Source organism: Promicromonospora sp. NPDC057488, from assembly GCF_042802395.1.
Lineage (GTDB): Bacteria > Actinomycetota > Actinomycetes > Actinomycetales > Cellulomonadaceae > Promicromonospora.
Genome location: NZ_JBHVEG010000024.1, coordinates 1 through 13,753, shown reverse-complemented (window position 1 = coordinate 13,753; position 13,753 = coordinate 1). Strand labels below are relative to the sequence as shown.

General features: G+C 71.1%; 10 protein-coding genes. 8 read left to right on the top strand and 2 right to left on the bottom strand.

Features of this window, described 5'->3' with window-relative positions:
- Positions 1-128: 128 nt before the first annotated feature.
- The 6 genes from ACFU5G_RS07375 (at position 129) to ACFU5G_RS07350 (ending at position 10,015) form a co-directional block, all read left to right on the top strand.
- Entirely contained in the window at positions 129-3,248 is a 3,120-nt protein-coding gene (locus ACFU5G_RS07375) for a S8 family serine peptidase (RefSeq protein ID WP_377242282.1), read from the top strand.
- 226 nt (positions 3,249-3,474) lie between these two features.
- On the top strand, positions 3,475-5,205 hold the full coding sequence (locus ACFU5G_RS07370; RefSeq protein WP_377242280.1) for a S8 family serine peptidase: 1,731 nt from the start codon (positions 3,475-3,477) through the stop codon (positions 5,203-5,205).
- Positions 5,206-5,267: 62 nt separating this feature from the next.
- Entirely contained in the window at positions 5,268-6,782 is a 1,515-nt protein-coding gene (locus ACFU5G_RS07365) for a hypothetical protein (protein WP_377242360.1), read from the top strand.
- A 127-nt stretch (positions 6,783-6,909) separates the two neighbouring features.
- Positions 6,910-8,361 (top strand): hypothetical protein, encoded by a 1,452-nt coding sequence (locus ACFU5G_RS07360; protein ID WP_377242278.1) that lies wholly within the window; start codon positions 6,910-6,912, stop codon positions 8,359-8,361.
- Between the two features lie 108 nt (positions 8,362-8,469).
- Positions 8,470-8,865, top strand: a complete 396-nt coding sequence (locus ACFU5G_RS07355) for a hypothetical protein (protein WP_377242276.1) — start codon at positions 8,470-8,472, stop codon at positions 8,863-8,865.
- Between the two features lie 10 nt (positions 8,866-8,875).
- The gene (locus ACFU5G_RS07350) at positions 8,876-10,015 is read left to right on the top strand and encodes a dipeptidase (protein ID WP_377242274.1); all 1,140 of its coding nucleotides are present in this window, start codon (positions 8,876-8,878) and stop codon (positions 10,013-10,015) included.
- A 1-nt stretch (position 10,016) separates the two neighbouring features.
- On the opposite strand, the gene ACFU5G_RS07345 is transcribed toward ACFU5G_RS07350, so the two are convergent.
- Positions 10,017-10,289, bottom strand: coding sequence for a hypothetical protein (locus tag ACFU5G_RS07345; RefSeq protein WP_026366117.1), 273 nt, complete (start codon positions 10,287-10,289; stop codon positions 10,017-10,019).
- Between the two features lie 198 nt (positions 10,290-10,487).
- A complete protein-coding gene (locus ACFU5G_RS07340; RefSeq protein ID WP_377242272.1) occupies positions 10,488-11,030 on the bottom strand; it encodes a GNAT family N-acetyltransferase in 543 nt (180 codons plus the stop codon).
- 149 nt (positions 11,031-11,179) lie between these two features.
- Here ACFU5G_RS07340 and dnaK point away from each other — a divergent pair, with 149 nt between their 5' ends.
- Both dnaK and grpE read left to right on the top strand, forming a co-directional pair.
- Positions 11,180-13,045: a molecular chaperone DnaK gene (gene dnaK, locus ACFU5G_RS07335; protein WP_377242270.1), complete on the top strand. Its 1,866-nt coding sequence runs from the start codon at positions 11,180-11,182 to the stop codon at positions 13,043-13,045.
- The gene (gene grpE / locus ACFU5G_RS07330) at positions 13,042-13,707 is read left to right on the top strand and encodes a nucleotide exchange factor GrpE (RefSeq protein ID WP_377242268.1); all 666 of its coding nucleotides are present in this window, start codon (positions 13,042-13,044) and stop codon (positions 13,705-13,707) included. Before dnaK ends, grpE begins: the two co-directional genes overlap by 4 nt.
- Positions 13,708-13,753: the final 46 nt, after the last annotated feature.

The window sequence follows — 13,753 nt, the reverse complement described above, 5'->3', positions numbered from 1 at the left end:
ATCACCCGGGTGAGATCTGGGATTCTTCGGACTTTTGCGCCTCGATAACGGTACTTTCGCGACACATCCCTGCCTTGCGCAGGTTTCAGTGCGCCTTGGTACCCCGGGCGCCCCAGCCTGGAGAGCACATGCATCCTCGCCCCCGAGCACGTACCAGGACCCTGGCCACGGCCACCGTGCTGGCACTGCTGGCAGCACCCGGAACGGCGTTCGCCGCTCCCGACCCCGACCCGGAGGGCTCCGGCAGCGTCGCCGTACGGCCCCTGCCGGGCGCCGCGCAGCCGGCCCCGAGGCTCGCCCCCGCCGACCCGGCGGACAAGATCACGCCCGCCGCCCGGAAGGCGTTCGCCGCTCCCGGCGACACGACCTTCTGGCTGCGGTTCGCCGACACCGCGGACCTGTCCGCGGCCGGCGGCATCACCAGCTGGTCCGAGCGCGGCGAGTACGTCTACGAGACGCTCCTCGCGACGGCGCAGGCCGCCCAGAAGGACGCCGTGGCGGAGCTCGAGAAGTCGGGCATCGAGTACACGTCCTACTGGGCCACGAACGCGATCCTCGTCGAGGACGCCTCGCTCGGCCTGGCCACGGACCTGGCCGCCGACAACGAGGTCCTGGAGATCCGGCCGACGGCGCACTACGAGGCGCCGGAGCCGGTCGAGGTGGTCGACGCCGCGGACGTCGCGCCGTCGGCGGCGGGGACCCCGACCTGGGGCATCACCGCGATCAACGCGGACGACATGTGGAACCGGGGCTTCACCGGTGAGGGCATCGTGGTGTCCAACATCGACACCGGCGTCGACGGCGAGAACGCCGCGCTGGCCGGGCAGTACCGCGGCCAGGGCTCCAGCGAGCTCGACGCCTACAGCTACTTCTCCGTCGACGGCGGCCTGTACCCGCACGACGACGACGGGCACGGCACCCACACGATGGGCACCATGGTCGGCGGCACGGTGAGCAACGGCGGTGCGAACCACGCCGTCGGCGTCGCCCCCGGCGCCGAGTGGATCGCCGCCGCGGGCGGTGGCGACGGGTGGCAGGACGATGACCTGATCGCCTCCGGCCAGTGGATCCTGGCCCCGTTCCGCCAGGGCTGGACCGACCCGGCCCCCGACCCTGCCATGCGGCCGCACGTGGTCAACAACTCCTGGGGCGCGGACTTCTCGACCGACCCGTTCATGGAGGACGTCATGACGGCGTGGGAGGCAGCGGGCATCTTCGCGACCTTCGCCAACGGGAACGCCGGCGAGGCCGGCTGCCAGTCGTCCGGCAGCCCGGGCTCGCGGACCGTCAACTACTCCGTCGGCGCCTTCACCCAGAGCGGCTCCATCGCCTCGTTCTCCGCGCGCGGCCCCGGCCAGAGCGGGACGGTCAAGCCCGACATCGCCGCCCCGGGAGCCAACGTCCTGTCGACCTACACGTCGCCGAGCTCGGCCTACCTCGACGGCACCTCCATGGCCGCCCCGCACGTCGCGGGCGCCGTGGCACTGCTGTGGGACGCCGTCCCCGAGCTGGTCGGCAACGTGCAGGCGACCCGCGCCATCCTGGACGGGACGGCGCGGGACGTGAACGACACGACCTGCGGTGGCACCGCCGACGACAACAACGTGTGGGGCGAGGGCAAGCTCGACGTCCTCGCCGCCTACGAGCTCGCGCAGGAGTCGGCGTTCGACACGACGACCGTGCCGACCGTCTCCGGCACGTACGAGGTGGGCAAGCCGCTGACCGCGACGGTCGGCGCCTGGAGCCCGGCCGCGACGTTCACCTACCAGTGGCGCCGGGACGTGGACCCCACCGACGACCTGGACGGCGACATGATCGCGGGGGCGACCAAGTCGACCTACACCCCGGACGACGCCGACCTCGGTGCCGAGCTGTCGGTCACCGTCGTCGGCTCCGCCTCCGGCCGCACGCCCACCTCGACGACGAGCGTCAAGACGCCCGAGATCACTGCCGGCACCCTGACGGCGTCGACCCCGACGATCGACGGCACCGTCCGCGTGGGCTCCACGCTCCGGGCGCTCGCGGGCTCGTGGACGTCGGGCACCCGCTTCACCTACCAGTGGTACGCGGACGGCTCGGCGATCAGCGGTGCCACCGGGTTCTCCTTCACGCCGACGGCGTCCCAGCAGGGCAAGAAGCTCACGGTCCGGCTCAACGGCTCCCGGGCGGGCTACAGCGGGGCGACCCGCACCAGCGGGGCCTCCGCAGCTGTCGCCACGGGCGTGTTCTCGCAGTCCGCACCCGTGATCGTGGGTCCGGCGACGCCCGGTGCCACGCTCTCCGTCTCCCGGCCCCAGTCCACCCCCGCCCCGAGCTCGGTCACCTACCGGTGGCGGCTCGACGGCACGGCCATCCGGGGCGCGACGCGGAGCACGCTGGCCATGCGGTCTGAGTGGAAGGGCCGCCTCATCACGGTCGGCGTGACCGTGAGCCAGTCCGGGTACACGACGAAGTCCGTCACCACTCCGAGCGTGCGGGTGGGCGGGAAGCACGCGAAGTCTCCGAACCCGGTGATCTCCGGCGCCACGCGGGTGGGCTCCACGCTCACGGCCGCGCGCGGCACCTGGTCGCCCACGCCGTCGTCGTTCTCCTACCAGTGGTACGCGAACGGGCAGCCGATCTCGGGAGCCACGACGTCCAGGTACACGCTCACGGGCAGCGACTACGCGAAGAAGATCACCGTTACCGTGCGCACCTACCGGGCGGGCTACGGCACGGTGCTGCGGCGCAGCGCGGCGACCAGCGAGGTGCTGGCGTCGGCCGTGCGGTGGCGGGGCGACGACGAGTACGCCTGGCTGGTCGGGTCGGACAGCGTGGCTCCGACCACGTACATCGCGCAGGCGGGTTCGGCCTACTGCGAATGGGGGCGGCAGTCTCCCACCAAGGTGCTCGGCCACAGCCTCGGGTCGGGCCAGCGGCTGTTCAGGGTGGTGAGCACCGACGACAGCGTCTGGGCGAGCGAGAGCTGCGGCATCTGGATCAAGTACTACGCCGGGATGGCCAAGGCGGGCACCTCGACGGCCGCGGACGGTATGTACGTCCTCGGCGACCACCTGGAGCGCGGGGTGTACTCCACGACGGGGCCGGCGGACGCCGAGACCTCGTGCCGCTACACCTTCTACAAGGGCTTCTCCGGACTGGACGCGGTGGTCAGCCAGGGCGAGGTGTCGTCGGCCCACACCATCACGATGCCGTCGTCCGCGACCGGGTTCGAGACGGCCGGCTGCGCCTGGAAGCGCATCGGCTGACCGGAGGACCGACCGGGAGTCCGGGAGCCGCACCGAGCCTGTCTCGGCGCGGCTCCCGGGTGCTTTTCCGCGAAGCTCGGCCTCCGCGGCGGCTGAGCGCTACCGGGTGATTTCCCGGGAGTTATCGGGACTTTGACCGTGCGGCAGCGTTACGTTCTCGGGACATCTCCTGCCGAGCGCAGGCCCAGCGCGTCCGGTACGCCGGGCGCCTCAGTCTGGAGAGTCCATGCAACGACGCACCCGAACTCTGTCCAGCGCGCTGGCCTCGGCCACCGCCCTGGTGCTCCTCGTTCCGCCGGCGGCGGCGATCGCCGCGCCGGACTCCGACGACGAGGCGCGCGGCACCGTCGCCGCGACGCCCACGGACAGCACCACTGGCACCGCCCCCGCCACCGACCCGGCGGACAAGATCAGCCGCGCCGCGGAGCAGACCTTCGCGGCGCGTGGCACCACCGACTTCTGGCTGCGGTTCGACGAGGAGCCGGACCTGGAGGCGGCCGAGGGGATCACCGTCTGGTCCGAGCGCGGCCGGTACGTCTACGACGCGCTCACGGCGGCGGCCGAGAAGGCCCAGGCGGGCACGATCGCCGAGCTGGAGAAGGCGGGCGCCGAGTACACCTCGTACTGGGCCGCCAACGCGATACTCGTCGAGGACGGGACGTTCGACCAGGCGGTCGAGCTCGCGGCGGACGGCGACGTCGTCGAGGTCCGACCGACGGTGCGGTACAGCGTGCCGGAGCCCGTGAAGGTGCCCCACGCGGCCGACGTCGCCGCGGCGGAGGCGGACGGCCTGACGACGTGGGGCATCGGCGCCATCAACGCGGACGACATGTGGGCGGAGGGCTTCACCGGTGACGGCGTCGTCGTCGCCAACCTCGACTCGGGGGTCGCCCCGCACAGTGCCCTGTCGGAGAAGTACCGCGGTGCCGGGGCCAGCAACCCGAACGCCTACAACTACTTCTCGGCCGACGGCCTGTACTACCCGCACGACACCAACGAGGTGAGCCACGGCACCCACACCATGGGCACCATGGTGGGCGGCACCGTCGTCAGGGAAGGCGTGGAGCGGGCGGTCGGTGTCGCGCCGGGCGCGCAGTGGATCGCCGCCGGGGTCGGGGACGACCTGTCGGACGAGAACCTGGTCGCGGCCGCCCAGTGGATCCTGGCCCCGTACGACCAGGCCTCCTCGGAGCCGACGCCCGACCCGGACCGCCGGCCGCACGTGGTCAACAACTCCTGGGGCGCCGAGTTCTCGACCGACCCCTTCATGGAGAACGTGATCACGGCCTGGGAGGCGGCGGGCATCTTCTCGACCTTCTCCAACGGCAACGCCGGGGAGGCCGGCTGCACCTCGGCGGGCAGCCCGGCCTCGCGGCTGGTCAACTACGGCGTCGGCGCGTACGACATGGACGGCGTGATCGCGCCCTTCTCGTCGCGCGGCCCCGGCCAGAGCGGCACCGTCAAGCCGGACATCGCCGCGCCGGGCGTCCACGTGCTGTCGACCACCCGGACCGGCACGGCGTACCTGAACGGCACGTCGATGGCCGCGCCGCACGTCGCGGGCGCGGTCGCGCTGCTCTGGGACGCCGTTCCCGGGCTCGTCGGCGACGTGCCGGCGACCCGGGCGATCCTCGATGCCTCCGCCCATGACGAGAACGACACGAGCTGCGGCGGCACGGCCGACGACAACAACGTCTGGGGCGAGGGCAGGCTCGACGTCCTGGCCGCGTACCGGCTGACCCAGGACGAGGAGGAGTTCGAGGCCACGCCGGCACCCGTCATCTCGGGCGACGACTACCGGACGCCGTTCCCGGGCTCGTCGGCGACGTGCCGGCGACCCGGGCGATCCTCGATGCCTCCGCCCATGACGAGAACGACACGAGCTGCGGCGGCACGGCCGACGACAACAACGTCTGGGGCGAGGGCAGGCTCGACGTCCTGGCCGCGTACCGGCTGACCCAGGACGAGGAGGAGTTCGAGGCCACGCCGGCACCCGTCATCTCGGGCGACGACTACCGGGTGGGCGTGCCGCTGACCGTGACCACCGACGCCTGGACGCCCGCCGCCTCGTTCGCCTACCAGTGGCGCAGGGACGGCAGGGCGATCTCCGGCGCCACGGGGACGACCTACACGCCGACCGGTGCCGACGAGGGCAAGTACGTCACGGTGACCGTCACGGGCACGGCCGACGGCCGCATCCCCACCACGGTGACGAGCGCGGAGACGCCCGAGATCTCCTACGGCCACCTGGAGGGGTCGACCCCGACGATCAGCGGCACCGTCCAGGTGGGTTCGACGCTCCGTGCGCTCGCGGGCACGTGGCCGTCCGGCACCACCTTCCAGTACCAGTGGAGGGCGAACAGCGAGGAGATCGACGGCGCGAACGGGCCCACGTTCACCCCGACCCGGGAGCAGCACGGCGCTCAGCTCACCGTCACGCTCACCCCTTTCCTGAAGGGCTATGTCGCGGGCCTCTGGGAGAGCGAGCCCACCGCCCCTGTCGCGACGGGACTGATCTCCCAGCCCAGCCCGCTGATCCTCGGCCGCGCGACGCCGGGTGCCACGCTCACGGTCTCCCGGCCCCCGTCCGTGCCCGCTGCCAACTGGGTCTACTACCAGTGGATGCTCGACGGCCAGCCCGTCCAGGGCGCGACGAAGAGCACGCTGACCGTGCTGTCCGCCTGGAAGGGCAAGGTCATCACGGTCCGCGTGATCGTGAAGGCGTCCGCGTACAAGGACACGACCGTCACGTCCGCGGGTTCGCGGGTCGGGGGCGCGTACTCGAAGTCTCCGAACCCGGTCATCTCCGGCACGAAGCGCGTGGGCTCGACGCTCACGGCGACGCGCGGCACCTGGTCGCCGACGCCGTCGTCGTTCTCCTTCCAGTGGTATGCCGACGGCCGCCCGATCTCCGGGGCCACGACGTCGAAGTACGCGCTGAAGGGCAGCGACTACCAGAAGAAGATCACCGTGTCGGTGCGCGCCTACCGGGCGGGCTGGGGCACCACGGTGCGGCGCAGCGCGGCGACCGCCGAGGTGCTGGCTTCGGCCCTGCGGTGGCGGGGTGAGGGCGAGGAGACCGCCGTCTCGCCGGGGCCGGCGGGCACGACCTACATCGCACAGGCCGGCTCGGCGGAGTGCCGCTGGGTGCAGAACCAGTTCGGCGGACCACTCGGTCTCGACGCGGGATCGGGGCAGCGGATGCTCACGGTGCAGGCCCGCACCACCAACATCATGGCGAGCGAGAGCTGCGGCCTCTGGATCAAGTACTACCCCGGGATGGTCCGGCCGAGCGACGTGACCGCCGCGAACGGCATCTACGTCCTCGGTGACCACCTCGAACGCGGGGTGTACTCAACCTCGGGCCCGGCCGACGCCGACATCCCGTGCGAGTACGTCTTCTACCGGGACTTCGAGGGCAAGGGCGCCTCGGTGATCAGCCGCGGCGTGGTGCCGGAGGCCACGACCATCACGATGCCGTCGTCCGCGACCGGCTTCGAGACCGTCGGCTGCACCTGGCAGCGCATCAGCTGACCGGGTGATCTCTTCGGACTTTACGAGGTGAACACCGGCCGGGAGGGCTACGTTCGTGAAGAGTCTTGCCAAAGGTGAGCTCAGCGCCACAAGCATCCTGAACGTCCCCGAGCAAGGAGTATCGGTCATGCATCCACTCATACGACGTCTCTCCAGGACCCTGGCCACAGCCACGGCTCTGACGCTCCTCGTCACGCCCGCCGTCGCCGTCGCCGCGCCGGGCACCCTGGCCACCGTGACGGGCGCGGCTGTGCCCGCGGCCGTCGACGACCCCCCGCTGGAGGCGTCGACGCCGACGATCGTGGGCGCCGTCCAGGTAGGCAAGACGATCAAGGCGCACGCGGGTGCGTGGACGTCCGGCACCACCTTCACCTACCAGTGGTTCGCGGACGGCGTGGCGATCAGCGGCGCGACCGGGTTCGCCTTCACGCCGACCGCGGCGCAGCACGCCAAGCGGCTCACCGTCCGGCTCGACGGCTCCCGGACGGGCTACGCCCCGGTGAGCCGGACCAGCGGGCGCACGACCTTTGTCTCGCGTGGGCACATCTCCCCGCCGCGGCCGGCGATCGTCGGCAGCGCGACACCCGGTGCCACGCTGACCGTCGCCCGGCCGCCGGCCGTGCCCACGCCCGACTCCGTCTCCTACCGGTGGCGGCTCGACGGGGAGTCCATCCGGGGCGCGACGAAGAGCACGCTGACGGTGCGGCCCGAGTGGAGGGGCCACGAGCTCACGGTCAGCGCGACCGTGAAGGAGCCCGGGTACCTCGACGCGTCGCTCCGGTCCCCTGCCGCACGGGTCGGAGCCGCGTACTCGAAGTCGCCGAACCCGGTGATCTCCGGCACCAAGCGCGTGGGTTCCACGCTCACGGCGACGCGCGGCACCTGGTCGCCCTCGCCGTCGTCGTTCTCGTTCCAGTGGTACGCCGACGGGCGGGCGATCGCCGGGGCCACGACGTCGAAGTACACGCTGAAGGGTGCCGAGTACCAGAAGGAGATCACGGTTACCGTGCGCACCTATCGGGCGGGCTACGGCACGGTGCTGCGGCGCAGCGCCCCGACCGCCGAGGTGCTGGCGTCGGCCGTGCGGTGGAAGGACGACGGGACGGACGAGTCGTTCTACGTCGGGAAGGAGACGCGCGGCGTCGTCGCGACGACCTACATCGCGCAGGCCGGCTCCGGCGACTGCACCTGGGGCCGCCAGCGCAACAACGGGACCGAGCTCGCCCGGGACACCGGTTCGGGCCAGCGCATGTTCACCATCCTGCCCACCGACTACAGCGTCTGGACGAACGAGGCCTGCGGTGTCTGGATCAAGTACTACCCGGGGATGGTCAAGACGGCCGACTCGACGGCCGCGAACGGCAACTACGTCCTCGGCGACCACATCAACCGCGGCGAGTACTCCACCACCGGTCCGGCCGACCCGGGCACACCGTGCACGTACGCCTTCTACGAGGGCTTCTACGGCGAGCCCGGAGTGATCGACAGCGGTGAGGTGACGGAACCCACGTCCATCACGCTGCCGACCTCCGCGTACGGCTTCGCGACCGCCGGCTGCGCCTGGACGCGGATCAACTGACGCTTCCCGCCCCACGACGTGTCAGACGTGCAGGTCACCCCGGTGATCTGCACGTCTGACACGTTTCCCGGTACTGGGTACTCTGGCGTCCGGCGACCTGGAGGCACCTTGTCCGATGCTTGGCACCCCGACATCAGGCGTGAGCTGCTCCCCGGACCGTCCGAGGTCGTGCTGTCCAACCGGTCCCTCGCCTGCACGCTGACCGGGATCGTCGCCTCGGTCGTCGTCCTGGCCGTGCTGTTCGTGGAACCGATGCTCTGGGTCTGGGGGCTCGTGCCCGCCGGGGTCGCCGTCGGCTGCATCGCCACGGGCGGGTTCCTGGACAGCGCCGCCGCGTCGCGGCAGGCGGACGAGGCACGGGCCGGGTACACGACGGTGCTCACCGAGTCGACCGACCTGGACTTCGTGGACGACCTGTCGGGGCGGCTGGTGCGCCGCGCGGGCGAGGCGTTGACCGTCCACGAGATCCGCGACCGGCTCAGACGGGTCCGGACGGCGAGGTAGCGTCACCCGCATGACGACCGCAGACCGCCTCGCCGCGCTCCTCGAGAAGCACCCCGTCTGGGACGGGCACAACGACCTCCCGTGGGAGCTGCGCGAGCAGTCGTCCTACGACCTGGACGCGGTCGACATCGCGCAGCGGCTCACCACCACCCACACCGACCTGCCGCGCCTGCGCGACGGCGGCGTCGGCGCCCAGTTCTGGTCCGTCTACGTGCCCTCCACGCTGCAGGGCGGCGCCGCCGTCACGGCCACGCTCGAACAGATCGACTGCGTGCACCGCATGGTCGGGAAGTACCCGGAGAGCCTGCGGCTGGCCCGGACCGCCGCCGACGTCGAGCAGGCGTGGCGAGAGGGCCGCATCGCCAGCCTGATGGGCGCCGAGGGTGGCCACTCGATCGACGAGTCCCTGGGTGTGCTCCGCATGCTCCACGTGCTCGGCGTGCGCTACATGACCCTCACGCACAACGACAACGTGCCCTGGGCCGACTCGGCCACCGACGAGGAGGTGCTCGGCGGCCTCTCGCCCTTCGGCGAGGACGTGGTGCGCGAGATGAACCGCATCGGCATGCTGGTCGACCTCTCGCACACGTCGGCGGGCACCATGCGGCACGCGCTGCGGGCCACGTCGGCACCGGTGATCTTCAGCCACTCCAGCGCCCGCGCCGTCTGCGACGTCCCGCGCAACGTGCCCGACGACGTCCTCGGTGCCCTCGCGGCCAACGGCGGCGTCTGCATGGTGACCTTCGTGCCGCAGTTCGTGTCGTCGGCCGTCGCGGAGTGGCGGGCCGCGGGCGCCGAGGCCGCCGCGGCCGAGGGCATCAGGAACACCGACCTCGGCGCGTTCGAGCCGTTCATGGCGCGCTGGCGGGCCGACCACCCGCAGCCGCGCAGCACGCTGTCCGACGTCGTCGCGCACGTCGAGCACGTGCGTGAGGTCGCCGGCGTCGACCACGTGGGCCTCGGCGGCGACTACGACGGCACGCCCAACCTGCCCGAGGGGCTGGAGGACGTGACGGGCTATCCCCGGCTGCTGGCGGCGCTGGCCGACAGGGGCTGGTCGGACGCCGACCTCGGCAAGCTCACCAGCGGCAACGTGCTGCGGGTGCTCCGGGATGCCGAGCAGGTGGCGGCCCGGGCCGCCCAGGGCTGACTCAGCTGGGGAGCTGAACCACCTTGCGCTGGAAGCCCAGGGCCACCTTCTGCAGGGACTCCAGCGGCTCCTGCTCGTTGTGGTAGCTGATCTGCCGCAGCATCGACCCGGACGACGCGAGCAGCGCGACGATCACGTCGCGTGCGTCCTCGCGCGTCTCGAGCGCCTCCTGCAGCAGGTCCTGGACGTGAGGTGATCTGAGGCCGTCTTCCTCGGGATCGAGCAGCGCTGTCAGGAGCGCGATCGACAACGAGCTCCCGTGGATGCTTGCCATGGTGGTCTCCCCCGGTCGGGGCCCGGGAGTCCCGGGCATCAGGCACCCGCGGGCTGGCCCGCGGGGTACTCGTCCGATGCCCCACCCCCTGTGGCCTCGGCCGTGCACCCCTGTGTACCGCAGGTCAGGGCGTCGCGCCTGTTGACACGGGTGAAACAGCCCGGGCGGCGACGTGTCCCGCGTGCCGTCCGGGCCGGGTCAGCCGTGCAGGATGAGCTGGAACACGACGTGGTCTTGCCACTCGCCGGCGATCTTGAGGTAGCTGGGCGCGAACCCGATCCGCTCGAACCCGACCTGGGTCAGCACGGCCTGCGACGCCGTGTTGTGCGGCAGGGTCGCCGCCTGGAGGCGGTGCAGGCCGAGCTCGTCCCGGGAGTGGGCCACCATCGCCCCGACGGCCCGCGTCATCAGGCCGCGCCCGGTGAACCCGGCGTCCAGCCAGTAGCCGAGGTGCCCGTTCTCGAAGGCCCCGTGCACGACGTCGGTGAGGTTCAGCCGGCCCACGATCTGCCCGCCCGACTCCAGCACGGTGTGCAGCGCGCGGCCCGTCGAGTTGTCCAGGACCTGCGTCCACAGGCGCTCTCGGTGCCAGTCCGCGGTGTAGAACTCCTCGGGCCGCTCGGGCTCCCAGGGCGCGAGGTGCTCGCGGTTGCGGACGTAGGCGTCGGCGAGCGCGTCGGCGTCGTCCTTGCTGAGCTCGCGCAGCGTGACGTCGTCCGTCAGGAGGGTCTCGAAGGGCATGGCGTCACGATAATCCCGCCGGGAACTATTTCGCCCCCGCCGTAGTTGAGTGAAGTAGGCTCAACTTTACGAGCGTCAGCTTGCTTCCTCGCGAGCTCCGGCTTAAGTTGAGTGCAGCAGACTCAATCTGTCGTAGGAAGGCAGCAGACATGGCACGCGCAGTAGGTATCGACCTCGGAACGACGAACTCGGTGGTGGCGGTCCTCGAGGGTGGGGAGCCCACCGTCATCGCCAACGCGGAGGGCTCGCGGACCACCCCCTCGGTGGTCGCGTTCTCCAAGACCGGCGAGGTCCTGGTCGGTGAGGTCGCCAAGCGGCAGGCCGTCACCAACGTGGACCGCACCATCTCCTCGGTCAAGCGCCACATGGGCACGGACTGGACCGTCGACATCGACGACAAGAAGTACACCGCGCAGGAGATCTCGGCCCGCATCCTGGGCAAGCTCAAGCGTGACGCCGAGGAGTACCTGGGCGAGCCCGTCACCGAGGCCGTCATCACGGTCCCGGCGTACTTCAACGACGCCGAGCGCCAGGCGACCAAGGACGCCGGCCAGATCGCCGGCCTCGACGTCAAGCGCATCGTCAACGAGCCCACCGCGGCCGCCCTCGCCTACGGGCTGGAGAAGGGCAAGGAGGACGAGCTCATCCTCGTCTTCGACCTCGGTGGCGGCACGTTCGACGTCTCCCTGCTCGAGGTGGGCAAGGACGAGGACGACTTCTCGACCATCCAGGTGCGCGCCACCTCCGGTGACAACCGCCTCGGTGGTGACGACTGGGACCAGCGCGTCGTGGAGCACCTCATCAAGCAGGTGAAGAACTCCTCGGGCGTCGACCTGTCGAAGGACAAGATCGCCCTGCAGCGCCTCCGTGAGGCCGCCGAGCAGGCCAAGAAGGAGCTCTCGTCCGCGACGAGCACCAACATCTCGATGCAGTACCTCTCGATGAGCGAGAACGGCCCCATCCACCTGGACGAGAAGCTCACGCGAGCTCAGTTCCAGCAGATGACGCAGGACCTCATCGACCGCACCAAGGCGCCGTTCCACGCCGTGATCCGTGACGCCGGCATCTCGGTGTCCGACATCGACCACGTGGTGCTCGTGGGTGGTTCCACCCGCATGCCCGCCGTGACCGAGGTCGTCAAGGAGCTCACCGGTGGCCGCGAGCCCAACAAGGGCGTGAACCCGGACGAGGTCGTCGCCGTCGGCGCCGTGCTGCAGGCCGGTGTCATCTCCGGTGACCGCAAGGACGTCCTGCTGATCGACGTCACCCCGCTGTCCCTCGGTATCGAGACCAAGGGTGGCGTGATGACCAAGCTCATCGAGCGCAACACCGCGATCCCGACCAAGCGCAGCGAGGTCTTCTCCACGGCCGACGACAACCAGCCGTCCGTGGCGATCCAGGTGTTCCAGGGCGAGCGCGAGTTCACCCGCGACAACAAGCCGCTGGGCGTCTTCGAGCTCACCGGCATCGCGCCGGCGCCGCGTGGCGTGCCGCAGATCGAGGTCACCTTCGACATCGACGCGAACGGCATCGTGCACGTGTCCGCCAAGGACCGCGGCACGGGCATGGAGCAGTCGATGAAGATCACGGGCGGCTCCGCGCTCCCCAAGGACGACATCGACCGCATGGTCAAGGACGCCGAGCTGCACGCCGAGGAGGACAAGAAGCGGCGCGAGGAGGCGGACACCCGCAACCAGGCCGAGGCCTTCGCGTACTCCATGGAGAAGCAGATCGCGGACAACCGCGACAAGCTCCCGGCCGAGGTCGTCACCGAGGTCGAGACCGACATCGCCGCCGTGAAGGCCGCGCTCGAGGCTGAGGACGCCGACGCCGTGAAGAGCTCGTACGAGAAGCTCGGCGCGTCGTCGCAGAAGATCGGCGAGGCCCTGTACGCGGCCGAGCAGCCCGCGGCGCAGGGTGCCGACGGCAACCCGCAGCCGGCGAACGCCCAGTCCGCCAAGGACGAGGACGTCGTCGACGCCGAGATCGTGGACGACGAGGACGAGCGCAAGTGACGGACGAGCACCAGCAGGGACCCCCCGAGCCCGAGGGCTCGGGGGAGCACCCCTTCCAGTTCACGGACAAGCGCAAGGTGAACGCCTCCGGCGACGAGGCGCGTCCGGCGGAGCCCGCTCCGGCGGACGACGCCGCGGACGAGTCCGCCGCGACCCCCGCCCAGGGGGACTCGTCGGTCGACCCGCTGGCCGGGCTCGACTTCGAGCCCTCCGGTGACGCCGCCGAGGCGTCCGCGGTCCTCAAGGCCCAGGCCGAGGCCGCGGAGCACCTGGACGCGCTGCAGCGCGAGCGGGCCAGCTTCACGAACTACCGCAACCGGGCGCTGCGCGACCAGGACGCTGCGCGGGACCGGGGCGTGCAGGACGTGCTGGCGGCCCTGCTGCCCGTGCTCGACGACGTCGAGCGCGCCAAGCAGCACGGCGAGCTGAGCGGCCCGATGGCCGCGATCGCCGAGAAGCTCGACCAGAGCCTGCAGAAGTTCGGCGTCGAGCGGTTCGGCAAGGTGGGGGAGGAGTTCGACCCCAACCTGCACGAGGCGCTCATGCACTCGACCGACGCGGACTCGACGGCTGCCACGATCAACCTCGTGGTCGAGCCCGGGTACAAGATCGGCGACAAGGTGGTCCGGGCGGCACGCGTGGGCGTCGTCGGACCTGAGTAGCAGCCCCCGGTGGTCGAGCTTGTCGAGACCCAGGTCTCGACAAGCT

Coding starts and splice junctions, on each gene's coding strand:
- dnaK (WP_377242270.1), top strand. CDS start 11,180: ATGGCACGCGCAGTAGGTATCGACCTCGGAACGACGAACTCGGTGGTG.
- ACFU5G_RS07360 (WP_377242278.1), top strand. CDS start 6,910: ATGCATCCACTCATACGACGTCTCTCCAGGACCCTGGCCACAGCCACG.
- ACFU5G_RS07375 (WP_377242282.1), top strand. CDS start 129: ATGCATCCTCGCCCCCGAGCACGTACCAGGACCCTGGCCACGGCCACC.
- ACFU5G_RS07340 (WP_377242272.1), bottom strand. CDS start 11,030: ATGCCCTTCGAGACCCTCCTGACGGACGACGTCACGCTGCGCGAGCTC.
- ACFU5G_RS07370 (WP_377242280.1), top strand. CDS start 3,475: ATGCAACGACGCACCCGAACTCTGTCCAGCGCGCTGGCCTCGGCCACC.
- ACFU5G_RS07345 (WP_026366117.1), bottom strand. CDS start 10,289: ATGGCAAGCATCCACGGGAGCTCGTTGTCGATCGCGCTCCTGACAGCG.
- ACFU5G_RS07350 (WP_377242274.1), top strand. CDS start 8,876: ATGACGACCGCAGACCGCCTCGCCGCGCTCCTCGAGAAGCACCCCGTC.